A 21,962-nucleotide genomic window follows, 5' to 3' on the forward strand; every position below is an offset into this window, starting at 1 on the left:
CAGGTCACTACCCATGCAGCCCGTGTCCGCTGGTGTTCTCTCTGCCCCGTCGCCATGCCCTCTTCCCCGTCCAGCCCTGCCCACATCCGCCTGCTTGCCGCTTCCGACGCCCCCGCGCTCTGGGCTTTTGAACGCGCGCACCGCGCCTATTTCGAGCAATGGGTACAGGCCAGACCCGAGCGCTTTTACAGCGCCCCAGGCTTTGCAGAGGAAATGGCCGCATCCCTGCAGCGCCAGGACAGTGACCAGGCTTTTCACTATCTGATTTGGGAAGGCGAGGCCCTGGTAGGCCGCATCAACCTGACCCAGGTGCGCCGCACCCACTTCCACAGCGCCTCGCTGGGCTACCGCGTGGCCCCGGACTGCGGCGGCCGTGGCCTGGCCAGTCTGGCCGTGGAGGCGGTGCTGCAGCAGGCCTTCAGCACCCACCAGCTGCAACGCATAGAAGCCGTGGCCCGGCCCGAAAACCAGGCCTCGGTGCGCGTGCTGCAAAAACAGGGCTTTACCCAGTTCGGCCACTCCCGCCGCAGCTTTGAGCTGCATGGTCAGTGGTTTGATTTACTGTGTTTTGAACGGCACCGCGAGGCTTTTTGAGTCCAAGAAGGGACTCAGACACCGCTGTGCTTCAAATGAATGAGTGGATAAGGCCTTCCCTGTCCATCCAGCGGCGAGCGGCCCGTGCGCTCAAAGCCCATTTTTTCGTAAAAGCCCACGGCCTGCGCATTCTGCTCATTGACGTCGGTGCTCATCTGGGGGTGCAGCGCCAGGCCATGGCGCACCAGGGCGGCACCAATGCCGGTCCCGCGGTAAGCAGGGTCCACAAACAAGGCCTCCATATGCCCGTTGTCTATGAGCATGAATGCCAAGGGGTAGTCCTGGCGATCCACCGCCAGCCACAGCGGGGCCTGGGGCAGAAAACCGCACACCAATGCGTCAATGGACTGCCTGTCTTCTGGCGTCAAAAAACCATGGGTGGCGTCCACTGCGCGGCGCCAGATTTCAATCGCCCGCTCGCCATCCTCGGGGCGGGAATTTCGAATCATCGTCATACTTTCCTTCGGAGTCCTGCCAGACCCCGTCTCACACCGCAGCAGACCCGCCGCGGCCTTGATTGCACAGGCTGCGCCCCAGCAACTGGCCTGGCCAGCCATCCACGCTGAAGGTCGAAATGCGCGCATAGCCACAGGACTCATAAAACTGCACCAGCGCGCCCGAGCCGCCACCGTAGCAGTCCACACGCAAACGCTGCACGCCCGCAGCCCGGGCACGGTCATCGGCAAAGGCCAGCAAACACCGCCCTATGCCGCGCGCCCGCGCATCGCGCGAGGCCACCAGCACGCGCACATAGATTTCCGGCTCCGTGGCGGCGGGCACATAGGGCTGGGCCTCTCCCAAAATCAGAGCAGCCAACAGGCGGCCATGTTCATCCTCCACCACCCAGGCTTCGGGCAAGGCACAGGCGTCCTCCACCAGTTGCACCCGCCGCGGCAATGCAGACCAGGGCTCGCTCCCCCATTGGCCCTCATTGCCGATCTGCACAAACCAGGCCATCACCTCATCGAAGACCTGCAGCACCGCAGGTACATCCAACGCCGTGGCCCGGCGGATCAGCAGCGGCTTATCGGTTTCTTGCATCACTCCCCCAGCTCCTTTTCCCACATCATCAAGCAGATCATGGTGCTGCTTGCGCCATGCCTGCAGCGCTGTCTGGTGAAGATATTTCCCAGCAGCCAAACAGCACCAACCCTGCTGCCTGCGCCAGGGCCATGAAAGCCTTGTTGTCCAGCTGGCAGCGGTATTGCAGCTCGTATCCACGCGCCATCGCATGGCGGGCAGCGGCGCGCAGCAACTGCTTGGCGCAACCATTTCCGCGTGCTGACTCCAGCGTCAGCACACCGATATCCGCCAGCGGCACACCACCCCAGGGATAGGTACTTGCGATGCTGAGCAAACGGCCATCCTGACCCAGGGCTCCAAATACGGCCCAGTCGTCCAGGTCGATCAATGCGGCATCAAGATCCTCCTGGCTGACATGGCGCTCGAATTCGGCGAACAAGGCGGCATCGCCTGCATGCAGGCTGCGGACATGGTCCGCATCGGTTTCGGCGACCCAAGCTCCACGCGCGGAATCAGGCAGATAGAAAAGATTGTCGGCACCATGCATCACGATGCCGATCTGCTGCAGCCCCTCGCGCACCACGGCCTCGGACAACGGGCCACCCGCATCCCATATGGCTGTAGCTTTCAGCGATTGCGCCACGTCGGGCCGCAATGCGATGGCAGTGTGTGCATCACCCACGGTATGAAGAATCGTGACTCTTTCATCCGCCTCCAACTCCGGATTGACCACCACACTCAGCTTGCTGTCACGGTAGAGATCAGTGCCTATGAAAGGCGCCTTCCAGTATCGGTATATCGGTTCAGGAAATTTCATAAGCTGCCCATCTGACCGGCCCAGCGTGGCACCTGCCAGCAGGATGGTCCACGGCTTTCCAGCTTCAATTGCACTGCCGTAAAGGCCGAAGTACGAGCCCGCCATTCGGGAACCTATACCCATGCCGCGCTGCCCCTGATGAGATGGCAAGAACCGACCACAGCATATCCCATGCAATTTGTTCAGTATACAATGAACAATTCAAACAAAAAAAACCTAACGATGGATAAAGAGAAAGTGCCCACGCAGCAAGCTCGCGAATTGTTCATCGAGCGCAGTGCCATTCAGGCAAAGAACAGCGGCTTGCCCCGCATTGCAGGGCGCCTGATTGGTGTTTTTTTGCTCGATGGTGGCCCCATCAGCTTTTCCGAACTGGCTGAGCGCATGCAGGCCAGCCGAGCCAGCGTCAGCACCAACACCCGTTTGCTGGAGCGCCTGGGAGTCATCGAGCGGGTGACCGTGCGCGGCGAACGACAGGATTACTTCAAGCTGCAGGCCAATCCGTTTGCAATATCCATCGAGCAAAGCATCCAGGCATGCCAGCGATTCTCGGTCTATGTGGATGAGCTGCTGTCGGACTGCGAACTGGCCAAAGACGCGGTGGCACGCCTGCAGGAGGCCCAGCACATTCACAAGGTCACCGCGCAAGCTCTGCAAGACATGCTAGCCAAACTCAATCACGATGGCTGGAAGACCTCGCAGTTTCAGCCCCCTGCAAAGCCTGTGGGCGTCAAGAAAGAAAAGAGAAATGGACCTCCCCAATAACATGACCAAACAGACAGCCGCCGATTTCCTCACGGCCCTCCCCATCTCTGACGGCCTGGTGACAGTCAGACCCATGTCCGATGCGGATGCCCAGGCCTATGCCGCCGGAACCGACGATGCCCAGGTCCAGCGCTTTGCCCACCTTCCGCTGGAAAAATACAGCACGCAGATCGTGCTCGACATGCTCCATGGCGTGATTGCAGACGGGTTGCGCAATGGGACATTGGCGATTCTCACCATTGCCGACGCCAGCTCCCAGGAGTTTCTGGGAAGCTTGGTGATCTTTGACATCCAGCCGGAGGATGCAGAGGTTGGCTATTGGGTGGCACCCGCGCACCGGGGCCGGGGTGTCTCAGGTCTGGCACTCAGGCTGAGCATGGAGATTGCACGCAGCCTGGGCTGGAAAAGGCTTCGTGCCCGTACGGCTCAAGACAATCCCGCCTCGGAAAAAGTGCTGCTCGCCGCTGGATTTGTTCAGCAAGGCCAAGCACAGCCAGAGCACACCCCCTCGGGAAAAATTGAGATAGGCGTGCACTACAGCATTGCGATCTAAGGCCCCTGGCGCACTGGCGTTATAAGAGCATATGTGCCTTCCTGCGGAAGCCTCGGCACACTATGGGAGCTCCCAGTTGGATGCCTCCTGCCACCAGGTTTCTGTCCTGCCTGCCTCAGCAGCAAAACCAGAGGGAAAGACTGCACCATGACCTTCTACGCCACCCTTGCCACCACTCTGCACCGGCCGCTGTGCTGGTCCTTGACCGGACTGGCCATCGCCGCACTGGCTGCCTGCCAGTCCGCGACTCCTGCTTCACCCTGCACCGTAGCTACGGCCCTCGTGGTCCCCAGCACGCGCTGGTATGCAGCCCTCGATACAGGCCATGCCTCGCCGGATACGGGCCACACCTCCCCCGATACCGGCCATGCAGGCCCTCGCTATACCCCGCCGGCCGCGCCGCCACTGACACCGCCGCAGCGCCCAGCCTCTACGCCCATGGCGGCACCTGTGCAGGTGGTGCCGCAGCACCCCACACCCGCAGCAACGCAGAGCGAGCCGGAAACCAGCGAGAGCGGCGCCCCTGCTGCTGCACCCAAAGCGGATAGCCCTGCGCAGAACGCACCAGCGCCACAGCCTTGATAGGCTTCCATCACCGATTACGCCAGGTCTTCAAACAGCCCTGCTTTACGCACCAGCAGCAGCGTCTTGCCGCTCCCACCGCCCCATGCCCATGGTGAGCAGCAAGGCCATGGCAAACAGCCCTGTGGCCAAGCAGAGATTGGCCACGACACCGGGCCCATCCACCAACTGGCCTCCCATCCAGGCCCCCAGGCCAATGCCCAGGTTGAAAACGGCCACATACAAGGAAGAAGCCACCTCCACGGCCTGGGGAGCCGCCTTGACCATCCAGCCCATCAGGCCCACCGACACCCCGCCATAGGCCAGACCCCAGAGCAGCAATACGGTACTGCCACCCATGGGTGAGCCGCCAAGTGCCAGAAACAGCAGCGGCACGCACAGCAGGCCCAGGGCAATGGCCATCAAGGCCCGTACCGAGCGCTGTGGCGCGACGATGCCGACGAGAAAGTTGCCCGCCATACCGGCCATGCCATAGGCAAACAGCAGCGCGCCCATCCATTGCGCATCCAAGCCGGAGACCAACAGCAACAGCGGGCGCACAAAGGTGAACACCGCAAAATGCCCGGCCACCAGCAGCGCTATCAACACCAGGCCGGCCTGCAGCTTGCGGTTGCGCAGCTGTGCGCCAAACTGGCCCAGCGTGACCGAATAGGCCACCGGCAGCGCTGGCAGAACAGCGAGGTGCAGCAGCAGCACCAGGCCGCTGAGCAAGGCCATGCCGGCAAAAGCCCAGCGCCAGCCCGCAAAGTCACCGATCAGCGCTCCCAAGGGCACACCCAGTACCGACGCTGCAGCCACCCCGCCAAAGATGATGGAGCTGGCCAGCCCCACGGCCGCAACAGGTACCAGCCGGGCTGCCAAGCCACCGGCCACGGCCCAGATGCCGCCCATGCAAAACCCCACCAGCACCCGCGCGGCCAGCAGCCAGCCCAGGCTGGGCGCCAAGGCACAGGCAATGTTGGCGGCCATCAGCAGGGCCAGCAGGCCGCACAGAATCCTGCGCCGGTCCACGCCGCCCGCCGCCAGCACCACCAATGGCGCAAACAGCGCCGCCAGCAACGCCGGCAAGGAAATCGCCAGGCCTGTGGCACCGGCCGATGCGCCCAGTTGCTCGGCCATAGGCGTCAACAGGCCCACGGGCAGCATCTCGGTGGTCACCACCGAAAAAGTGGCCAGGCCTACGGCGCCCACGGCCAGCCAGGGATGGCGGGCCGCAGCCCCGCTGAAGTCGGATGAAACAGTCATGCTTGGAATGCTTTGCAATGAAAAAACGAAGCTCAGGCCGCAGCCGTCGTGGTGCTGCCCTGCACAGGCAAACGCCTGTGGCCCCAGCACGCCACGGCCAGCACCACCAGGCCGGCGCACAGTGCAATGCCAAAGCCGGCGCGGGTGCCTGCGCCATCCACCACCTGGCCGGACAGCGCTGCGCCCAGGGCCACGCCGGCGTTCAAGCCGGCCAGCAACCAGGTCATGCCCTCGGTCAGGCGCTGCGCGGGCACCAGGCGCTCCACCAGCGACATAGCCACAATCAGCGTGGGCGCAAAAAACAAGCCTGCCACCAGCACGGCCGCGGCCAGGGCTGCGATATGGCTCACCAGCAGCAAGGGCAGCGTGGTGATGGCCGTGGCCAGGCCGCCCCACAGCAGCAAGCGGGGCAAGGGCGTGGAAAGCTGGAGCGCGCCAAACAGCAGGCCTGCGGCGCAAGAGCCCAGGGCATAGGCCGACAGCACCAGGCTGGCCATGGCGGGCTGGCCCTGCTGCGCCGCAAAGGCCACGCTGCCCACATCCACCGTCCCCACGATCACGCCCATGGCCAGCATCAACAGCGCCAACAGGCGCATGCCGGCCAGGCGCATCACCGAGCCCGCCCCCTGTGCTCCGGGATCCCATGCCGCCACCGGCAGCTCGGTGCCCCGCTGTGCCAGCAAAGCGCCCGTGCCCAGCAGCAGCAACAGCGCCGCGCACAGCAGACCGGCCTGGGGCAGCACGGCCACCGTCAGCCCCACAGACAGCGGCGGCCCGGCAATAAAGCTCATTTCGTCCAGCACCGCCTCCAGCGAGTACGCGGTCTGCAGCTGTGGCCGCCCTCGGTATAGCGCGGCCCAGCGCGCCCGCACCATGGCCGACATGCTGGGCATGCAACCCATCAGCACGGCGCTGGGGAACAAGGCCCAATCCGGCGCCTGCCAATGGGATGCGGCCAGCAGGCACAGCATGCCGATGGCGCTGAGCACCGATGCCAGGGGAAGCACCTTGCGCTGGCCATGGCGGTCTACCAGACGGGAGATTTGCGGCGACAGCAAGGCATAGCTCAGCACCACGGTGGCCGACACCGCCCCCGCCAGGGCATAACCGCCACGCAGCTGCGACAGCATGGTGATGACGGCAATGCCCGTCATGGGCAAGGCCAGCCGGGCCAGCAGTCCGGCCAACACCAAGGCCTTGGCACCGGGCGCGGCCAGCAGTTCGCGATAGGGATTGTTCATTCGCACTCCGAAAGGGCATGCGCTTGCCCCGAGAGCGCAGTCAAGAGAAAATACATACAAGGCGTATGAATACTATCGCTCATTCATACGATGCGTATGTATAAACCCATTCACCACAAGGAGAAGCGCCATGGCCCGCCGCACCCGCGCCGATATGCAAGCCACCCGCGCCAGCCTGCTGACCACGGCCCGCAAGTTCTTTTGTGACGCAGGCTATGCCGCCACCTCCATGGACGAGCTCACCGCCCAGGCCGGCCTGACCCGTGGCGCGCTCTACCACCACTTTGGCGACAAGAAAGGCCTGCTGGCCGCCGTGGTGGAGCAGATCGACGCCGAGATGGACGAACGCCTGCAAGCCATTTCCCACCATGCCAAAGACCCCTGGCTGGGCTTTCGCCGGCGCTGCCGCGCCTACCTGGAAATGGCACTGGAGCCCGAATACCAACGCATCGTGCTGCGCGACGCCAAGGCCGTGCTGGGCGGCGCCTCGCCAGAGTCACAGCGCCACTGCGTGGCCTCCATGCAAACCCAGCTGGAGACATTGATCGCACAAGGCCTGGTGGCCAAGGCCCATCCCCAGGCCCTGGCCTCGCTGATCTATGGCAGCCTGGCCGAGGCTGCGTTCTGGATTGCCGATGGCGAAGACGGTGACACCCGCCTGAAGCAATCCACCACCGCGCTGGAGCTGTTGCTGCGCGGCCTGCACACCCCCGCCTGACCCACCATGCCACTGACGCCCCTCCCCACGCCGCTGCAGCCCGAATTTCTGCCCCTGGTCCATGCCGTGCGCGACCGCCTGGTCAACGCCCTGGGCGTGCGGCTGCACAGCCTGTATCTGTACGGCAGCGTGGCCCGCGCCACGGCGCAGGCCGGCCGCTCCGACCTGGACCTGAGCCTGGTGCTGACAGGCCCGCTGACGCCCCAGGAGCAGCAAGCGCTGGAGCGGCTGCGCCAGCAATTACAGGCCCGCCACCCCGTGGTCAGCAAGATCGACTTTGACCTGGGCGAGCTGGCCCAGGTGCTGGACCCTGCTCAGCATGACAGCTGGGGCTATTGGCTCAAGCACGAATGCCGCTGCCTGCACGGCGAAGACCTGGGCGCACGCTTTGCCTTGTTCACCCCCTCCCCGGCGATTGCGCGCGCCCTCAATGGCGACTATGTGCAAACGCTCTGCGACTACGCACTGCGCATTGCCCAGGCTGGCGAGCCTGCTGAACGCCTGCGGCTACAAAAAGAGGCCGCACGCAAGCTGGTACGCGCCACCCATGTGCTGCGCACCGAGGCCGACAGCCACTGGCCGCGCAGCCTGGAAGACTACGCTGCATTCTTTGTGCAACGTCACCCCGATATGGCCGTGCAGATGGACTTTTTTCTGGTCCAGGCACGCGATCCCGATGCCGATGGCAGCGACTTTCTCCACCGGCTGAGCACCTTCACGCAGTGGCTGCAGCAATGCGAGCAGGCAGGCCCACCCACACCATGAGTGCCCCATGAACGCCCAAAAATTTGTGGGAAACTGGCGCAGCCTCAAGACCGAGCTGCTTGCGTCCTTTACGGATGCACAGGCCGGCACCGAAGTCGCCGCCATGGTCCAGGCCCTGCGGCTCACGCCCGCACAACACACGCAGCTGCGCACCGTTCTGGACGCTGCGCTGCGCGACACCCTGTACACCCTGCTGCTGGGCCTGGACGGCGCCGCCAGCATCGGAGGCGACCAGCAAAGCTATACCCTGCATGACGAAAACGGCCAGCTGGTGGCCGAGCCCGGCGAGCTGGAGATGGCGGCCTGGGAAGCTTTTCATGGCGAAGACGCTGCGTAGACAAAGCAAGCACCTTCGCGCATTCATCGCCCAGCAACCCGACCCCACCGCCCCATGCCCCTCTCCACCCAAACTCCCCGATTTCCCGAAGCGCTACACGCCCTGGCGCAGTTGCGCGCCCAACTGGTTGAGGAACTGAAACAAGGCCGGCGCGACCGCCTTGCACACAAGCTGCAGCTCGACGACGCCATTGCCTGCCTGCAATGGTGTGAGGCCCATTCCATCACCGCGTCGGCCAAAGTCACCCAGCTGCCGGAAACACGCACGCGCACCCCGTCTTCCGAATACCGAATTTTGGAAGACCATGAAACCGAGGACCGCAGCATCTGGACCGAGCTGCAGCAGGGCGACCAGCCACTGCGGCCTTCGCCCGGCATGCTGCTGGTCGATGCAGGCCTGTGGCCGGATTAGCGCCTAGGCAAGTGGGACTCACGTAGAGCTCAAGCAGGGCAATTGCTTTTATTCTGATAGCGTATTCCGATTGCACCATAAGCGTTTCAACCGCTTCAACCGCTTTCTTTATCTGCTGCCCCGCCGCAGCTATCACCTTCGTCAGGACCACCCCATGGCATGGAAACGGCTCGCCGCGTTCCCCGAACAAAAAATCATAGGCAACTACCAGATCGAGTACTGGGCGATACGCGACGGCAAGGTCTGGCACCAAAAGCGCAAGCTCGCTGCGGCCGACCCGGCCAGCTTTGAAGTGTTTGAGGGCCTGGACTTCATCGCCCGCGATGTGCACAGCGTTTTCCACGCCTGGAGCCGCTTGCCCAAAATCGACAGAGACAGCTTTGTGCAACACGGCACCTACTGGCGAGACCGCCACAACGTGTACTGTGAATACGAAACCTCACTCCGCCCGCTGGCGAACAGCGACCCCGCCAGCTTTCGCGATCTGGGCGGTGGCTATGGTGCAGACAGCCAATGGGCCTGGTATTGGGGCAGACACATCAAAAGCTGCGTGCACAGCCAGCAGCTGCAGGTGGTGGCGGACAACCCGCTCTACGCCTATGACGGCCATCAAGTCTATTGCGACGGCAAGCCCTTGCGCGGTGCCCACCCGGGCAGCTGGCGACCGCTGCCCAGCGGCTTCTCGGGCGACGACCATGGCATTTACTACCTGGAACGCAAGCTGCCGCGTGTGGACATGGCCAGCTGGCGGCATCTGCACGGCCCATGGTCCAAGGACCGCAAACAGGTCTTCTGCATGAACCGCGTTGAGCCCAGCTTCCACCCCGACAGCTTTGACCAGGCCAGCGCCATGGCCCGCCAGGCCGCAGCAGCCTGACGCATTTGCACCTTTTCTGCACGCCCGCATCGTGAGGTGAGGCGGGCTATCTGCCCTTCAAAATTGGCCTGCCATCACTACCGAAATTGGTCTGACACACCAGACCATTACATGGTCAAAATTCACCGCAACCCAGGGCTGGCAACGCGCGCCAGCAAAGCCGGCCCTTGCAGTTTTTTGATTGTGAAAAGGACATTGCAGATGCAGACCAACACCCCATCGCTCACCGTGCGCCCCGTGGAAGCACAGGACAAGGAACAGTGGCTGGCCTACTGGGCCCAGTACCAGGCCTTCTACAAGGTCACGCTGAGCCAGGAAACCACCGAAAAAACCTGGGCCCGCTTCTTCGACCCCACCGAGCCCGTGCACTGCGCTGTTGCCGCAGACGGCGAGCGCATCCTGGGCTTTGTCACCTTGGTCTACCACCGCTCCACCTGGGGCCAAAATGACTTTTGCTATCTGGAAGACCTCTACGTCCGCCCCAACACCCGAGGCCAGCAGATAGGCAAGCGGCTGATCGAATATGTGCAGCAGCAGGCCCGCGAAAAGCAATGTGACCGGCTTTACTGGCACACCCAGGAAAGCAACCACACCGCGCAGCGCTTGTATGACTGGGTGGCAGAGAAACCAGGGGTGATCGAATACCGCATGCCTTTGGGCGCAACGGCCTAGCCGGTCTGGGGGGGGTCTGGTGTTTTTGTGGGGCAGGTCTACCGCCATCACAGGACGGCCAAGTGCGAAACGCATACGGCATACTCCAGACAATGCCCACTGCCCCACCAGCCACCCAGCATGACCTTTTCCCGGTCTTGTTCCAGACCGCCAAGGCTTTCGAGTCCTGGCTGCAGAAGCAGCACAACACCTCCGACGGCCTCTGGCTCAAGATCGCCAAGCGGGGGGCGAATGAACCCAGCATCACCTACCCCGAGGCGGTGGATATTGCCCTCTGCTGGGGCTGGATTGATGGTCAAAAGAAAAGCCTTGACGACCAGCACTTTCTCCAACGCTTCACGCCAAGACGCGCGCGCAGCATCTGGTCGAAAATCAATGTCGGGAAGACAGAGGCACTCATTGAAGCGGGCCGCATGCAAGCGCCGGGCCACGCACAGATTGAGGCTGCCAAGAGAGATGGGCGCTGGGAACGGGCATACGATGGCCCGCGTACCGCCACAGTCCCCGAGGATCTGCGGGCCGCGCTGGAAGCCGCGCCGCAGGCCAAGGCTTTTTTTGCAACGATCAATGCCAGCAATCGCTACGCGGTGCTATCGCGTATCCAGACTGCAGTGAAAGCCGAGACGCGCACCAAGCGCATCGCCCAACTGGTGGGGATGCTCGCGCGCGGCGAAACCCTTCATATCGCCAAGCCCAAGCCCCAAGGTAAATAGCACACAGCGCGATGGATCATCGCTACAGCGCAGGCCTACACACCACTCCATGGAGAAACGATGAAATACGACGATGCGTCCTGGCACTACGGTGGAGACTTCCCCTCCGACCTCCCCGAGGCCGCAGGCGCCACCCACATCGGCATGTTTCTGGCTTGGCTGCTGCGCAAAGGCTACGCCAGCGAGGAGCTGGCCGAGGAAGCGGAGGAAGAAATCGAACAGCTGCAAAACGAGGAACTGACCGGCGCCCAGTTTTTGCTGCGCGTGTTGGACGAGAAATTCACCGACCAGGAACTGACCGACGAAGGCAATGCCTTTACCCTGGCCTATTACCGGGGCGAGGACCACGACAGCAAATTCGTGGACGACTACTTCGCGGCCTTTGGTGTCAACGAGCAGAGCATGTATGGCGTGGCGGATAGCTGGGCACATTTCCACAAAGTCGCGCCCATGGTCGATGCCCGCTACCAGGCCTGGGTGGCGGCTGGCAGGCCGCAGTACATGGTGTGATGCGTGACTGCGGGCGCTAGCAGCTCGGGCAAAGAGCTTGCAAGTTGGCTTCTATCGCCAATTTCCATCCAAAGCGCAAAATAGCGGGGTTCTTCCAACCGGAGCCCTGTTGATGAAAACGCTCAACGTCAAACGGTTCTGCATGGCCACAGTCCTGGCGCTCGCGGGCGCTGCGGCCCAGGCTGCCGGATTTCAGCGTGGGCTGGCTGCCAACGCTGAGGGCAAGCCACTGGAAATCGGCATCTGGTATCCAAGCCCCGCAGCTGTCCAGTCCACCCCAGTTGGATCGAAGACCCTGCAGGTTGCGGTCAATGGCCCGGTACAAGGCAAGGCCTTGTCGCTGGTGGTGATCTCTCACGGGAGCGGTGGCTCCTTCCTGGGTCATTCCAATACGGCGATGGCGACGGCGCTGGCCGACGCCGGCTTTGTGGTGGCGGCCGTCACACATGCAGGCGACAACTATGCCGACCAAAGCCGCAGCGTCAACATCATGGACCGGCCCCTGCAAATCAGCCGGGTGATTGACCATATGCTGAGCAGCTGGAATGGCCGCGCCGCCATCAACCCGGAGCGCATCGGTATGTTTGGTTTCTCCGCAGGCGGCTTTACCGCGCTGGTGAGCATCGGTGGGGTGCCCGATTTTTCCAAGACCGATGCCGTCTGCCGTCAACACCCCGGTGACTTTGCCTGCCAACTGCTGGCCAAGAACAAGCAACCCATCGTGCTACCCCCTTCCTCCTCCACGGCAGATGCCCGCATCAAGGCCGCAGTAGTGGCGGCGCCAGCGCTAGGCTTTGTCTTTGCGCCGGATGGGCTGCGCAAGGTCAAAGTGCCGGTACAGCTGTGGCGCGCCGAAAATGACGTCCTGCTTCCGCATCCACGCTATGCCGAAGCGGTGCGGCTCGCACTGCCGCAAGCGCCGGACTATCACGTCGTTCCCCGCGCAGGACATTTCGACTTTATGGCGCCATGCGACCAAGCACAGGCCGCGCACTCGCCCGACATTTGCGCCAGTGCCACTGGCTTCGACAGGGTGGCATTTCATGCGCGCTTCAACGCAGCGATAGTGGACTTTTTCCGCAAGACGTTGGGCGCACATTGAAGCGGGCCACGAGGCATAAGACATAAGGCATAAAGCAGGCAGATTCAGCCAAGGGAAAACAAAGGCCTAGAGCCCCCAAGCCACTCCCCATCACAAGCCCGGGTGAGAATAGCGAATGGCTGCCAACTGACTGCAGAGGACTTTCTTGATCTCCATTCGCCCCATTGCCCCTCACGAGTGGGCCCAATACCGAGACCTTCGCCTGCAAGCGCTACAAGACGCACCCTATGCCTTTGGCAGCACCTGGGAGGCTGAAGCCAGAAAGACGGATGAAAGCTGGTCCACACAGATCACATCAGCGACTTCTGGCGATATGGACCTGGCACTTTTTGCCTTCAACAAAGCGCAAGCCTGCGGCCTGGTCTGGTGCAAGCTGTCTGCTGCGGAGCCCGGCGTGACCCACATCTACCAGATGTGGGTGGCCCCCGCTGCGCGTGGCCTGGGCGCCGGCAATGCCCTGCTAGCGCAGGCGCTGGCCTGGGCAAAAAGCCGTGGATCGCACCTGGTTCGGCTGGGGGTCACCCACGCAGACTCCCCTGCCATGCGCTTGTACCGTGCACATGGCTTTCGCCCTGTCGGAGACATGGAGCCGCTGCGCGAAGGCTCCGAGCTGATGGCGCAGGGGATGGAACTGGTGTGGAGCGAGCCGGTTGCAGGCTGAGGGTTGGGAGTGGACTCAGACCCATCGCTACCATCGGCAAGCCACGTTCATTTTTTGCGCGAAACGGTGGAGAACCCCAGTTGCTCCAGCTTTTCATAGGTTTCGAGCAGCAGGGTGGCGACTTCGGCAATCGTGATTCGCAAGCTCTTGGCTTTCTCGCGCATGTGCTCATAGGCTTGCACATCGTCCATGCCTTGATGCTCAACCAACGCACGCACGGCCTTCTCGATTTGGCGGCGCATCTTCATCGTGTTCTCGAGCTTGTCGATCTTGCCCTGCAGCCGTTGCTGAAAGCCTTGCGATGCACGCGCCAGCACCAGCGTGCTCAGGATGCCGGAGGAGCGAAACGGTTTGGTAATCACACCATGTGCCATGCTGTCGAGCAAGAGCTTCAGCGTGGTCGGGCTTTCGTAGTCCGAGAGTGCCACCAGCGCGGCATTCACCGTGCTTGCGTTCCAGTCACCACAATGCTCCAGGTCTTGAGACACGTGAAAGAGAATCACATCGCAATCGCGTGGTGGCTCTGGCGGCATGGGCCAGGTGATCTTCAGCTTGCAGCCGATGCGCTGCAGCTGCTGCACAAGCACGTCGCGGTCTTCGCCTGGCGGATGGATGACGGCCACGCAAATGCTGCGCAAGTCTTCATAGAGTCTGCGTAAGCTTGAACTCATTGTCTCTAGCCCAGCCAGAATTTGGCGAACCCGAACGTGGAGAGATACGGGTCTGGCTTGACCGGTTCGTCCGTCTGCCACAGCAACTCAAAAGTCCCATCGGCGCGGCACATGCCAATGCGAGGGGTGAGGCTGCAGTGATTGTTGTCGGGATCGATCGTGATGACTCCTTCGGGTGAATCAAATTCGATTTGGGCTGCAGCCTCTACCAGTCTGCGGCGGTCCATGCTGCCGGCGATTTTCAGGGCTTGGGCAAACAAATGCACTTGCGTGTAGGCCATCTCGGACCATGTACTCGTTGGACGATCACCAAAGCGTTCTTTCCACAAGGCCACGAACTTCTGATTGCGTTCGTTTTGCAACGACGAGAAGTATGTCGCCGACGTGATGTGACCTTCGCACAGTTCAGGTCCGATGAGCCGAATCTCTTCCTCGGCCATCGACAAGCTGGCAATGGGCACACGCTTGGGGTCCATGCCAAACTGCGGATACATCTGATAGAGCTGGCGTGCGGCCTTGCCCACCATGGTGGAAAAAACCACCTCCGGTTGCGCTTCCTTCAAGATGCCGAGCACCGATTCGATCTGGGCCGTGGTCGCATCAAGTGGCAAATAGATCTCGTCCAGAATATCGCCGCCGTGCTGCTCGACGATGTCGCGCATGATGCGATTGACTTCTCTGGGATAGATGTAGTCGACCCCGAGAAGAAAGAATTTCTTGCCGTGATTTTTCAGCAAGTAAGCAGCCAGCGGCGCACTGTTCTGATTGGGCACTGCCCCGGTGTAGATCACATTGGGCGAATATTCAAAACCCTCGTAAAACGAGCAATACCAAAGCAGCGCATTGTTTCGCTCAACTACGGGCAGCACGGACTTGCGACTGGACGATTGGGAGCAACCAAAGATTACATTGACCTCGTCATCCACGACCAGACGCATAGCCAGCTTGCGGTACTGCGTGGGGTCGCATTGAGGGTCATAGGCAACGGGAATCAGCGGCCGATTCAATACACCGCCCTGGCGGTTGATCTCCTCAATGGCCAGCGCCGTGCCAAAGAAATGCTCCGATTCGGTGACGCTCGTGGGGCCCGAACGAGAGTACAGCACGCCGATGCGCCAGCCTTCTTCCTGGGTGTGTTCTTGCGCCATGGACTAATAATCAAAAATCTCTTGCAATTGCGCAGCACTGCGTGATTGCTGCAGTGCGAGCATCAGCACGATACGGGCCTTCTGGGGGCTGAGGTTGTCGGCAAACACTGCCCCCAAAGCCTTCAATGTACTGCCACCACCTTTGAAGCCATAGACCGGAACAACCCGTCCATTGGGCACGCGCGTGGAGATCACCACGGAAATACCTTCTGCAATAACCGCAGCGACAGCATCGTGCAAGGCTTCATTCACATTGCCAAAGCCCAGGGCCTGAATGATGATGCCGCGCGCACCGACTGCCGCCGCCGCACGCACCATATCGCCGGAAGCACCGGCAAACATGGGAATGATCTCGACGCGGGGAAGCACTGCACACTCCAGCGCAATGTGCTGACGCCGTGTGCTTTTGCGTGAGAACACCACGCGGTCTTCATCCACAATGCCCAGAAAACCGAAGTCACCGGACTTGAACGACTCGACATCGCTGGTATGCGACTTGGTTGCTTCACGCGCGCTGTTGATCTGGTTGTTCATCACGATCATCGCTCCCATGCCTGGGCTGCGTGGATCGATGCAGACCCGCACAGCATGGAGCAGATTGCGCGGGCCATCGAAGTCCGGTGACGACGCATTGCGCTGCGCGCCCGTCAATACCACCGGCTTGGATGCGCGAACGGTGAGGTCGAGAAACCAGGCCGTTTCCTCCAGCGTGTCGGTGCCATGCGAGATCACCACGCCGCACACATCATCGCGCGCCAAGGCGGTCTCGACGCTTTGCTGCAGCGTGATCCAGCGCTCGGGGCACATATAGTCCGAGGGCACATTCGAGAGATTGAGAACATCGAGTTGAGCGACCTCCGCCATCGCGGGAATCGAGGCGGCAAGATCTTCACCCGACAGCGCGGGCACCACGGCACCGGTCACCAGATCGATCTTCATGGCGATGGTGCCGCCCGTAGATATCAGTTGGCAAATTGGCGTAGGCATGGTCTTTTCACACCCTCAGATGGTCAAACACGGCATCCATGGCGTCGCTCGATTTGGTATTGCCCTCGTCAACGATTTCGCCTTGCTTGAGAATCGCGAATCGATCGGCCACTTGCAGCGCAAAAGGCACGTTCTGTTCGACGATGAGCATGCTCGTTCCATGCTTTTCGCGCTCGTAGCTCAGGGCATTGGCAAGGCGATCGATCACCGAAGGCTGCAGACCTTCGGTGATTTCGTCGAGCACGATGATGGCCGGACGCATCATCAATGAACGCGCGAGCAGCAGCATTTTTTGTTCACCGCCAGACAGTGTTCCGGCCAGTTGCTTCAGACGCGAGGTAAAGACCGGGAACAGGCGTTCGATTTCGGGAAAGCGCTCCTCGAACAATGCCTCGTTCGCCAGACCCAGGCGCAGATTGTCGTGAATCGGCAGATCGGCAAACAGGGCATGCTCCTGCGCTGCGTAGGCCACACCTTTACCAGCAATGCGGTGGGGCGGCATGCGCGTGATGTCCTCGCCTTGCAGTTGCACGCGGCCGGTTTTCTTGGGCAGAAAGCCGGTGATGGTCTTGAGCAGCGTGCTCTTGCCCATGCCGTTCTTGCCGAGCAAAGCCACGGCTTCGCCGCGCCGGATGGTGAGCGAGAGATCGCGCAGCACCATCGAGCTCTTGTAGCCGCTTGAAACGCTATCCAGACTCAGCATGGTGTCGCTCATTGCGCCTCCGATGGTGTGTGGGCGCTGCCCGAGTAGATGGTCTTAACCAGCGGTGAGTTCACCACCTCGCTGAAGCTGCCCTCCATGACGATCGCGCCCTGGTGGAGGACGGCGATGCGCGTGGCGATTTGCTCTACGAAATCCAGATCATGCTCAACCAGCAGGCAGCACAGCTGGTATTTGTGCGCCAACGAGGAGAGTACTTCGCCGATTTGGGTGCGCTCGGTTTTGGTGAGACCCGCCGTGGGCTCATCCAGCAACACGATGCGGGGCTCGAGTGCAAGCACCATGGCCAGCTCCAAGGCTTGCTGTTCACCGTGCGAGAGATCGCGTGCCACGGTATCGAGTTTCGCACCCAGCGTGGTCATCTCCACCACATGCAAAGCGTATGCGGGCAGTCGCAGTGTGTGATCGCGTTTGAACAACGATGGCCGCTCCAGCTGCGTGCCTGCAATGCGCAAGCTTTGTGCGACCGTCAGCGTCTCGAAGATGTTCGCGTTCTGGAATTTTCTACCCAGACCGTAGTGCACGCAGGTCTCAGGAGGGGAGCGTTTGATGTCGTTGCCGCACAGCTCGACGGTGCCCGAGGTGCGGGCCTCGCCATCGCTCATGCAACGCATCATGGTGGTCTTGCCTGCGCCGTTGGGGCCGATCAAACCAACGAGTTCTCCTGCCTTGGCTTGTAGATTGATGCCCTTGAGCACCTGCAATGAACCAAAGCGCTTGGTGACCTCTTTCATTCGGATCGCGAAGGTGTCTGGCGTTGGTGTGGCGGCTGTGGTCGGACGCTCTTTCAGCTTCGGTTTGATGGCCGCAGACAGCACAAGACCAAGTGGCTTGAGTGCCAGAGGAATCAGGCCCTGCGGGAACAGGATGATCACGACAATAAAGGTCGCCCCCAGAATCAGCTGCCAGGCAAACGGCATGCTGGCGCTGAGATAAGCCGTTGCCACGTTGATCAGCACAGCACCAGCGAGTGGGCCCCAAAGTGTTCCGCGTCCGCCGAGTGCCACCCAGATGATGAGCTCTGTACCAAGCGCAAAGCCGGTGAGCTCCGGAGCCACCACGCCGCTGAATGCGCCATAGCCGAAGCCTGCGATGGAGGCCCAAACAGCCATGGTGATCAGCAGAAAGATCTTCACCAACGAGGTGTTGATGCCCAGATAGGTACAGCGCGATTCGTTATCGCGAATGGCGCAGAGCACCTGACCCGCGTCACTGCGCACAAAGATCCAGCCCAGCGCACCCGCCAGCACCAGCAGACCGCCCGAGATCCAGTACCAGGCTTCGATCGAAAGGTCGAAAGTCTCATAACCCGTGAGACCCGAGCTGGAACCGGTCCAGGTGCCGCCGGAGAGCAGCACTTGTGTGAGCACGATGGGCAAGACCAGCGAGATGAGCGTGGCAAAGAAAGGCGATGCTCCGCGATAGAACGACAGCCAGCCCACAAGCGCCGCCACCAGTGCGCCAGCAACGATGGCAGCCACGATCGCCATGAAAATCGTGGCCGTGCTGAATCCCCAATGCGTGAACACCAGCCCTGCACTGTAAGCACCGATGCCGAAAAAGGCCGCCTGCCCGAAGGTGAGAAAGCCCGCGTAGCCCCACAAAATGTCGACGGTGATGGCGGCAATGGCAAAGAAAAAAGCCTTGATGAGGATGTTCTGCAAATAGGTGTCGAACACCCACGGGCCGCCCACGACGATGAACAGGCCAATGGCTATCAGAATAAGGGCGGCGCTGGATGATGCGCCGCGTCGCAGTGGCACTGCACCGGAGGGCGCTGTTGCAGTCAGAGAGTCAGCCATGTGCAAAGCCTTTCGGACGGATGCGCAATGTGATGGCGGCCAGCACGGCAATCGTGAGCCCGCCGAGAACAGGGTTGGCATAGGTGCTCACCAGAACCTGGGCAGAACCGAAGACAAGGCAGGTGAGCAGCAGACTCCACATCGAATGCCCCGAAACCATGACCAGCATGAAGGCACTCACCAGCCAGGGCAGGCCCATATTGGGGTCAACACTCGACAGCGGCGTGATCATGGCCCCGGCCAGCGTGCCAAGCCCCGCGCCAAGACTGAAGGTGACGAATCGCACGAATCCGGAGTGAATGCCAAGGCTGCTGGCCAGATCCTCGTTCATGATGACGGCACGCGTGTTCACGCCAAAGCGGGTCTTGTTCAGCAGCATTGCCAGCAGGGCGCAGAGCACGATGGCTACCGGGATCAACAGCAAACGGTAGGCCGAATAGTCCACGCCGAACAACAACCAGGTGCCCGACAGCGGCGCGTCGGCAAATTGCACCTCGCGACCAAAAGCCATGACCACCAGCTGGGCAATCACAATGCCGAGCCCCCAGGTCGCGAGGATGGCATCCAGCGGGCGTTTGTAGAGCGGTCGCACGATCAGGTATTCCACCAGCATGCCAGCAGCCACACCCACGACAAATGCGAGCGGCCATCCCAGCCATGGAGTGATCTGCAACTTGGTCACCACAAAGCTTGCGTAGCCACCCAAGGTCAGCAGCGCACCATGAGCGAAGTTGACGATCTTCATGACCCCGAACACCATCATCAGCCCGACGGTGACAATGAACAGCATGCTTGCCGTGGTCAACAAATCAAGAATCAGCGCCATGGACGCTCCTTTTCATTGACGCGTGCATGCGCATTGCATGCACGCGTCCAGGTCACAGGGATTTACTTGATATTGGGGCACTGTGCACCGGGGTCTACATTGGTGAAAGTCTCCAGAATCTTGACCGAGCCATCGGTCTGAATCTGTCCGAGGCGCATGGACAGCGGCGTATGGCGACTCTTGTTCATCTGCACCACGCCGCGCGGGCCGTTGAAGGAAACCTCGCCCAGCGCCTTGACCACCTTGGCTGAGTCCACGGAGCCCGCTTTTTCGACCGCAGCCTTGTAGAGATAGAAGGCTTCGTACTGCGGCTCGGAAAGTTCGTTCGGTGTTTTGAGATCGCCGCCGAATTTTTTCTTTATGGCTTCGAGAAACTTCTTGTTTTCCGGCGTGGCGATGCTGGTGAGATAGGAGGCGGAGAGGAACATGCCCGCAGCCACATCGCTCATGGTTTTGGCCGTGCCTTCGTCAATGGACAGGTTCCCGTAGGGCAGCGAAAGGCCTGCACCCTTGATCTGCTTGGCGAGCGACACATTGGGTGCACCGCCTGCTGTCGCGCTAATCAAGGCATCTGGTTTGGTCGAGCGGATTTTCGAGACCACCGAAGTCCAGTCGCTGCCATCGATGGGCAGGTAGTCTTCGCCCACCACCTTGCCGCCCTTTTGTTCGATGTACTTCTTGGTGAAGTCCAGCATGCCGCGGCCAAAGGCGTAGTCGTTGCCAACGAGGTAGAAGGTCTTGGCGTTGTGGGCCTTGGAGAAGTAATCCACCATAGGTGCAACTTGCTGCTCGGGCACCCAACCATTCACATACATCCAGCTGTTGCACGAGCGCCCTTCGTAAAACGACGAGTAGATGAAGGGCACGCGGCCCTTGTTGATCACCGGAAGCGCAGCGTTGCGCGCCGCGCTGGTTTCCATGGAGATGATGGCGTTGACCTTTTTCTGGAAAATCAACGTGTCGTAGGCTTTTTGTGCACCCACAGCCCCGGATGCATCGTCAACGATTTCAAGCTCTACCTTGCGGCCCAGGATGCCACCGGCAGCGTTGATTTCCTCGACCGCCAATTGCGAGGACTGCACCACGGCCGGAGCCACGACGCTATTGGCACCGGACAGACCGACCGCGACGCCGATGCGGATGGAATCGGCGGCTTGGGCCTGCTGCGTACCCAGGATGGCTGCGGTAACCGCAGCAACGCGGAAAAGGGATGTGAAGCTTTTCATTGGTTTCTCCTTTGATGTTTCGTGGTGAGGAACGCGAGTCAACGGAAATCAGTGACGGGGAAGAGGCCAGCCCGTGCCCAGCATCGGGTCGTAGAGGTCGTCACGGCGATCTCTGAGCACATGGTTGAAGGCGTTGAGCTGGCGTGCCTGGCGCGTGGCCTTCAGGTTGATTTGGGCGTAGAGGATTTCTTCCTGCGTGTTCGATGCAGGGCCTGCCAGCGGCCAGCCTTGCGGGCCCACGATGAGGCTTTGACCAATGAATGGCTGATCGCGCTCCACGCCGACGCGGTTGGCACAGACGATGTTCAAGCCATTGCTGTGCGCGTTGGCCATCGCCAGCGTGGTTGCCATGGCCTGCGTGCTGTCCGGCTGCCCAGGCATCGGCACCCAGTTCGTCGGCATGGCAACAATGTCGGCCCCCAACGTCGCAAGCAGGCGGTAGGTTTCGGGGAACCAGCCGTCATAGCAAACGACCATTCCGATGCGGCCAATCTCGGTGTGAAAGATGGGCAGCCCGGCATCGCCCGCTTCGAAATACAGGTGCTCGTCACCCCACAGATGCAGCTTGCGATAGGTGCCGATAAAGCCTTCTGGCCCCACCAGCACGGCGCAGTTGTACAAGCGGTTTTCCACACGTTCGGCGATTCCGGCAACCACGTACACATTGCAGCGACGGGCGACTGCGGCCCAGGCCTGTGTTGATTCACCATCAGGAATGGACTCGGCAAGCTCGAACGCTTCGCTTCTGCTTTGAAAGACATAGCCGGTGTTAGCCAGTTCAGGCAAGACAATGAGTTTTGCGCCCTGAGCGGCAGCCTGCTCAATCAGCTCGACAGAGCGGGCGATGTTCCCTTTTTTGTCACCAATACGGGGGGCCATTTGCACACTTGCCAGAGTGACTGACGGAAATGCGGAAGAGCCAGGCAATACAGACATGCAATCTCCAAAAACAAAAAGCCCCTGACTACGCTCAACGCGCATATCAGGGGCTTTCA

27 protein-coding genes are annotated in these 21,962 nt (G+C 61.2%); 14 read left to right on the top strand and 13 right to left on the bottom strand.

Annotated elements, in window-relative coordinates; translation table 11 throughout:
• Window positions 1-54 precede the first annotated feature (54 nt).
• Window positions 55-594, top strand: coding sequence for a GNAT family N-acetyltransferase (locus tag ACA027_RS15875; RefSeq protein WP_370679167.1), 540 nt, complete (start codon window positions 55-57; stop codon window positions 592-594).
• A 14-nt stretch (window positions 595-608) separates the two neighbouring features.
• Here ACA027_RS15875 and ACA027_RS15880 read toward each other — a convergent pair whose 3' ends face one another.
• From ACA027_RS15880 to ACA027_RS15890, 3 genes are read right to left on the bottom strand one after another with little or no spacing between them, the layout of a single operon-like run.
• Window positions 609-1,049, bottom strand: coding sequence for an acetyltransferase (locus ACA027_RS15880; RefSeq protein WP_370679168.1), 441 nt, complete (start codon window positions 1,047-1,049; stop codon window positions 609-611).
• 31 nt (window positions 1,050-1,080) lie between these two features.
• Entirely contained in the window at window positions 1,081-1,635 is a 555-nt protein-coding gene (locus ACA027_RS15885; RefSeq protein ID WP_370679169.1) for an N-acetyltransferase family protein, read from the bottom strand.
• A gap of 37 nt (window positions 1,636-1,672) precedes the next feature.
• Entirely contained in the window at window positions 1,673-2,434 is a 762-nt protein-coding gene (locus ACA027_RS15890; RefSeq protein WP_370679170.1) for a GNAT family N-acetyltransferase, read from the bottom strand.
• Window positions 2,435-2,572: 138 nt separating this feature from the next.
• On the opposite strand from ACA027_RS15890, the gene ACA027_RS15895 reads away from it, so the two are divergent.
• The 3 genes from ACA027_RS15895 to ACA027_RS15905 all read left to right on the top strand — a co-directional run bounded on the left by ACA027_RS15895 (window position 2,573) and on the right by ACA027_RS15905 (window position 4,334).
• Complete coding sequence (locus ACA027_RS15895; RefSeq protein ID WP_370679171.1) at window positions 2,573-3,199, top strand: GbsR/MarR family transcriptional regulator; 627 nt, start codon at window positions 2,573-2,575, stop codon at window positions 3,197-3,199.
• A gap of 1 nt (window position 3,200) precedes the next feature.
• Complete coding sequence (locus tag ACA027_RS15900; RefSeq protein WP_370679172.1) at window positions 3,201-3,752, top strand: GNAT family N-acetyltransferase; 552 nt, start codon at window positions 3,201-3,203, stop codon at window positions 3,750-3,752.
• A gap of 147 nt (window positions 3,753-3,899) precedes the next feature.
• On the top strand, window positions 3,900-4,334 hold the full coding sequence (locus tag ACA027_RS15905) for a hypothetical protein (RefSeq protein ID WP_370679173.1): 435 nt from the start codon (window positions 3,900-3,902) through the stop codon (window positions 4,332-4,334).
• Between the two features lie 45 nt (window positions 4,335-4,379).
• Here ACA027_RS15905 and ACA027_RS15910 read toward each other — a convergent pair whose 3' ends face one another.
• On the bottom strand, window positions 4,380-5,579 hold the full coding sequence (locus ACA027_RS15910; protein WP_370679174.1) for an MFS transporter: 1,200 nt from the start codon (window positions 5,577-5,579) through the stop codon (window positions 4,380-4,382).
• A gap of 32 nt (window positions 5,580-5,611) precedes the next feature.
• Window positions 5,612-6,820 carry an MFS transporter gene (locus ACA027_RS15915; RefSeq protein ID WP_370679175.1) on the bottom strand — a complete coding sequence of 403 codons (1,209 nt, stop codon included), beginning with the start codon at window positions 6,818-6,820 and terminating at the stop codon, window positions 5,612-5,614.
• A 130-nt stretch (window positions 6,821-6,950) separates the two neighbouring features.
• Here ACA027_RS15915 and ACA027_RS15920 point away from each other — a divergent pair, with 130 nt between their 5' ends.
• The 10 genes from ACA027_RS15920 to ACA027_RS15965 all read left to right on the top strand — a co-directional run bounded on the left by ACA027_RS15920 (window position 6,951) and on the right by ACA027_RS15965 (window position 13,586).
• A complete protein-coding gene (locus ACA027_RS15920; protein ID WP_370679176.1) occupies window positions 6,951-7,538 on the top strand; it encodes a TetR/AcrR family transcriptional regulator in 588 nt (195 codons plus the stop codon).
• 6 nt (window positions 7,539-7,544) lie between these two features.
• On the top strand, window positions 7,545-8,303 hold the full coding sequence (locus tag ACA027_RS15925) for a nucleotidyltransferase domain-containing protein (RefSeq protein ID WP_370679177.1): 759 nt from the start codon (window positions 7,545-7,547) through the stop codon (window positions 8,301-8,303).
• A gap of 7 nt (window positions 8,304-8,310) precedes the next feature.
• A complete protein-coding gene (locus ACA027_RS15930) occupies window positions 8,311-8,640 on the top strand; it encodes a hypothetical protein (RefSeq protein WP_370679178.1) in 330 nt (109 codons plus the stop codon).
• A gap of 54 nt (window positions 8,641-8,694) precedes the next feature.
• The gene (locus tag ACA027_RS15935) at window positions 8,695-9,051 is read left to right on the top strand and encodes a hypothetical protein (RefSeq protein ID WP_370679179.1); all 357 of its coding nucleotides are present in this window, start codon (window positions 8,695-8,697) and stop codon (window positions 9,049-9,051) included.
• A gap of 154 nt (window positions 9,052-9,205) precedes the next feature.
• Window positions 9,206-9,928, top strand: coding sequence for a hypothetical protein (locus ACA027_RS15940; protein WP_370679180.1), 723 nt, complete (start codon window positions 9,206-9,208; stop codon window positions 9,926-9,928).
• Window positions 9,929-10,129: 201 nt separating this feature from the next.
• Complete coding sequence (locus tag ACA027_RS15945) at window positions 10,130-10,600, top strand: N-acetyltransferase family protein (RefSeq protein WP_370679181.1); 471 nt, start codon at window positions 10,130-10,132, stop codon at window positions 10,598-10,600.
• Window positions 10,601-10,692: 92 nt separating this feature from the next.
• Window positions 10,693-11,313 (top strand): YdeI family protein, encoded by a 621-nt coding sequence (locus tag ACA027_RS15950; RefSeq protein ID WP_370679182.1) that lies wholly within the window; start codon window positions 10,693-10,695, stop codon window positions 11,311-11,313.
• Window positions 11,314-11,373: 60 nt separating this feature from the next.
• Window positions 11,374-11,823: a hypothetical protein gene (locus ACA027_RS15955; protein ID WP_370679183.1), complete on the top strand. Its 450-nt coding sequence runs from the start codon at window positions 11,374-11,376 to the stop codon at window positions 11,821-11,823.
• A 112-nt stretch (window positions 11,824-11,935) separates the two neighbouring features.
• Window positions 11,936-12,925, top strand: coding sequence for an alpha/beta hydrolase family protein (locus tag ACA027_RS15960; RefSeq protein ID WP_370679184.1), 990 nt, complete (start codon window positions 11,936-11,938; stop codon window positions 12,923-12,925).
• A gap of 313 nt (window positions 12,926-13,238) precedes the next feature.
• Complete coding sequence (locus tag ACA027_RS15965; RefSeq protein WP_370679185.1) at window positions 13,239-13,586, top strand: GNAT family N-acetyltransferase; 348 nt, start codon at window positions 13,239-13,241, stop codon at window positions 13,584-13,586.
• 47 nt (window positions 13,587-13,633) lie between these two features.
• On the opposite strand, the gene ACA027_RS15970 is transcribed toward ACA027_RS15965, so the two are convergent.
• The 8 genes from ACA027_RS15970 to ACA027_RS16005 all read right to left on the bottom strand — a co-directional run bounded on the left by ACA027_RS15970 (window position 13,634) and on the right by ACA027_RS16005 (window position 21,903).
• On the bottom strand, window positions 13,634-14,257 hold the full coding sequence (locus ACA027_RS15970; protein ID WP_370679186.1) for an ANTAR domain-containing response regulator: 624 nt from the start codon (window positions 14,255-14,257) through the stop codon (window positions 13,634-13,636).
• A gap of 5 nt (window positions 14,258-14,262) precedes the next feature.
• On the bottom strand, window positions 14,263-15,405 hold the full coding sequence (locus tag ACA027_RS15975) for a transporter substrate-binding domain-containing protein (RefSeq protein ID WP_370679187.1): 1,143 nt from the start codon (window positions 15,403-15,405) through the stop codon (window positions 14,263-14,265).
• A gap of 3 nt (window positions 15,406-15,408) precedes the next feature.
• Complete coding sequence (locus tag ACA027_RS15980; protein ID WP_370679188.1) at window positions 15,409-16,344, bottom strand: asparaginase; 936 nt, start codon at window positions 16,342-16,344, stop codon at window positions 15,409-15,411.
• A gap of 55 nt (window positions 16,345-16,399) precedes the next feature.
• The gene (locus tag ACA027_RS15985) at window positions 16,400-17,107 is read right to left on the bottom strand and encodes an ABC transporter ATP-binding protein (RefSeq protein ID WP_370679189.1); all 708 of its coding nucleotides are present in this window, start codon (window positions 17,105-17,107) and stop codon (window positions 16,400-16,402) included.
• Window positions 17,104-18,915 carry an ATP-binding cassette domain-containing protein gene (locus ACA027_RS15990; protein ID WP_370679190.1) on the bottom strand — a complete coding sequence of 604 codons (1,812 nt, stop codon included), beginning with the start codon at window positions 18,913-18,915 and terminating at the stop codon, window positions 17,104-17,106. The genes ACA027_RS15985 and ACA027_RS15990 overlap by 4 nt, the downstream gene beginning before the upstream one ends.
• Complete coding sequence (locus tag ACA027_RS15995) at window positions 18,908-19,741, bottom strand: branched-chain amino acid ABC transporter permease (RefSeq protein ID WP_370679191.1); 834 nt, start codon at window positions 19,739-19,741, stop codon at window positions 18,908-18,910. The genes ACA027_RS15990 and ACA027_RS15995 overlap by 8 nt, the downstream gene beginning before the upstream one ends.
• A 62-nt stretch (window positions 19,742-19,803) precedes the next feature.
• Window positions 19,804-20,967 carry a substrate-binding protein gene (locus tag ACA027_RS16000; protein WP_370679192.1) on the bottom strand — a complete coding sequence of 388 codons (1,164 nt, stop codon included), beginning with the start codon at window positions 20,965-20,967 and terminating at the stop codon, window positions 19,804-19,806.
• 48 nt (window positions 20,968-21,015) lie between these two features.
• On the bottom strand, window positions 21,016-21,903 hold the full coding sequence (locus ACA027_RS16005) for a nitrilase family protein (protein WP_370679193.1): 888 nt from the start codon (window positions 21,901-21,903) through the stop codon (window positions 21,016-21,018).
• Window positions 21,904-21,962 lie beyond the last annotated feature (59 nt).

Source organism: Comamonas sp. GB3 AK4-5 (assembly GCF_041320665.1).
Taxonomy (GTDB): Bacteria; Pseudomonadota; Gammaproteobacteria; order Burkholderiales; family Burkholderiaceae_C; genus Comamonas.

Coding starts and splice junctions, on each gene's coding strand:
- ACA027_RS15890 (WP_370679170.1), bottom strand. CDS start 2,434: ATGAAATTTCCTGAACCGATATACCGATACTGGAAGGCGCCTTTCATA.
- ACA027_RS15945 (WP_370679181.1), top strand. CDS start 10,130: ATGCAGACCAACACCCCATCGCTCACCGTGCGCCCCGTGGAAGCACAG.
- ACA027_RS15995 (WP_370679191.1), bottom strand. CDS start 19,741: ATGGCGCTGATTCTTGATTTGTTGACCACGGCAAGCATGCTGTTCATT.
- ACA027_RS15955 (WP_370679183.1), top strand. CDS start 11,374: ATGAAATACGACGATGCGTCCTGGCACTACGGTGGAGACTTCCCCTCC.
- ACA027_RS15965 (WP_370679185.1), top strand. CDS start 13,239: ATGGACCTGGCACTTTTTGCCTTCAACAAAGCGCAAGCCTGCGGCCTG.
- ACA027_RS15915 (WP_370679175.1), bottom strand. CDS start 6,820: ATGAACAATCCCTATCGCGAACTGCTGGCCGCGCCCGGTGCCAAGGCC.
- ACA027_RS15930 (WP_370679178.1), top strand. CDS start 8,311: ATGAACGCCCAAAAATTTGTGGGAAACTGGCGCAGCCTCAAGACCGAG.
- ACA027_RS15970 (WP_370679186.1), bottom strand. CDS start 14,257: ATGAGTTCAAGCTTACGCAGACTCTATGAAGACTTGCGCAGCATTTGC.
- ACA027_RS15975 (WP_370679187.1), bottom strand. CDS start 15,405: ATGGCGCAAGAACACACCCAGGAAGAAGGCTGGCGCATCGGCGTGCTG.
- ACA027_RS15980 (WP_370679188.1), bottom strand. CDS start 16,344: ATGAAGATCGATCTGGTGACCGGTGCCGTGGTGCCCGCGCTGTCGGGT.
- ACA027_RS15910 (WP_370679174.1), bottom strand. CDS start 5,579: ATGACTGTTTCATCCGACTTCAGCGGGGCTGCGGCCCGCCATCCCTGG.
- ACA027_RS15900 (WP_370679172.1), top strand. CDS start 3,201: ATGACCAAACAGACAGCCGCCGATTTCCTCACGGCCCTCCCCATCTCT.
- ACA027_RS15880 (WP_370679168.1), bottom strand. CDS start 1,049: ATGACGATGATTCGAAATTCCCGCCCCGAGGATGGCGAGCGGGCGATT.
- ACA027_RS15985 (WP_370679189.1), bottom strand. CDS start 17,107: ATGAGCGACACCATGCTGAGTCTGGATAGCGTTTCAAGCGGCTACAAG.
- ACA027_RS16005 (WP_370679193.1), bottom strand. CDS start 21,903: ATGTCTGTATTGCCTGGCTCTTCCGCATTTCCGTCAGTCACTCTGGCA.
- ACA027_RS15935 (WP_370679179.1), top strand. CDS start 8,695: ATGCCCCTCTCCACCCAAACTCCCCGATTTCCCGAAGCGCTACACGCC.
- ACA027_RS15885 (WP_370679169.1), bottom strand. CDS start 1,635: ATGCAAGAAACCGATAAGCCGCTGCTGATCCGCCGGGCCACGGCGTTG.
- ACA027_RS15895 (WP_370679171.1), top strand. CDS start 2,573: ATGAGATGGCAAGAACCGACCACAGCATATCCCATGCAATTTGTTCAG.
- ACA027_RS15905 (WP_370679173.1), top strand. CDS start 3,900: ATGACCTTCTACGCCACCCTTGCCACCACTCTGCACCGGCCGCTGTGC.
- ACA027_RS15990 (WP_370679190.1), bottom strand. CDS start 18,915: ATGGCTGACTCTCTGACTGCAACAGCGCCCTCCGGTGCAGTGCCACTG.
- ACA027_RS15960 (WP_370679184.1), top strand. CDS start 11,936: ATGAAAACGCTCAACGTCAAACGGTTCTGCATGGCCACAGTCCTGGCG.
- ACA027_RS15925 (WP_370679177.1), top strand. CDS start 7,545: ATGCCACTGACGCCCCTCCCCACGCCGCTGCAGCCCGAATTTCTGCCC.
- ACA027_RS16000 (WP_370679192.1), bottom strand. CDS start 20,967: ATGAAAAGCTTCACATCCCTTTTCCGCGTTGCTGCGGTTACCGCAGCC.
- ACA027_RS15920 (WP_370679176.1), top strand. CDS start 6,951: ATGGCCCGCCGCACCCGCGCCGATATGCAAGCCACCCGCGCCAGCCTG.
- ACA027_RS15875 (WP_370679167.1), top strand. CDS start 55: ATGCCCTCTTCCCCGTCCAGCCCTGCCCACATCCGCCTGCTTGCCGCT.
- ACA027_RS15950 (WP_370679182.1), top strand. CDS start 10,693: ATGCCCACTGCCCCACCAGCCACCCAGCATGACCTTTTCCCGGTCTTG.
- ACA027_RS15940 (WP_370679180.1), top strand. CDS start 9,206: ATGGCATGGAAACGGCTCGCCGCGTTCCCCGAACAAAAAATCATAGGC.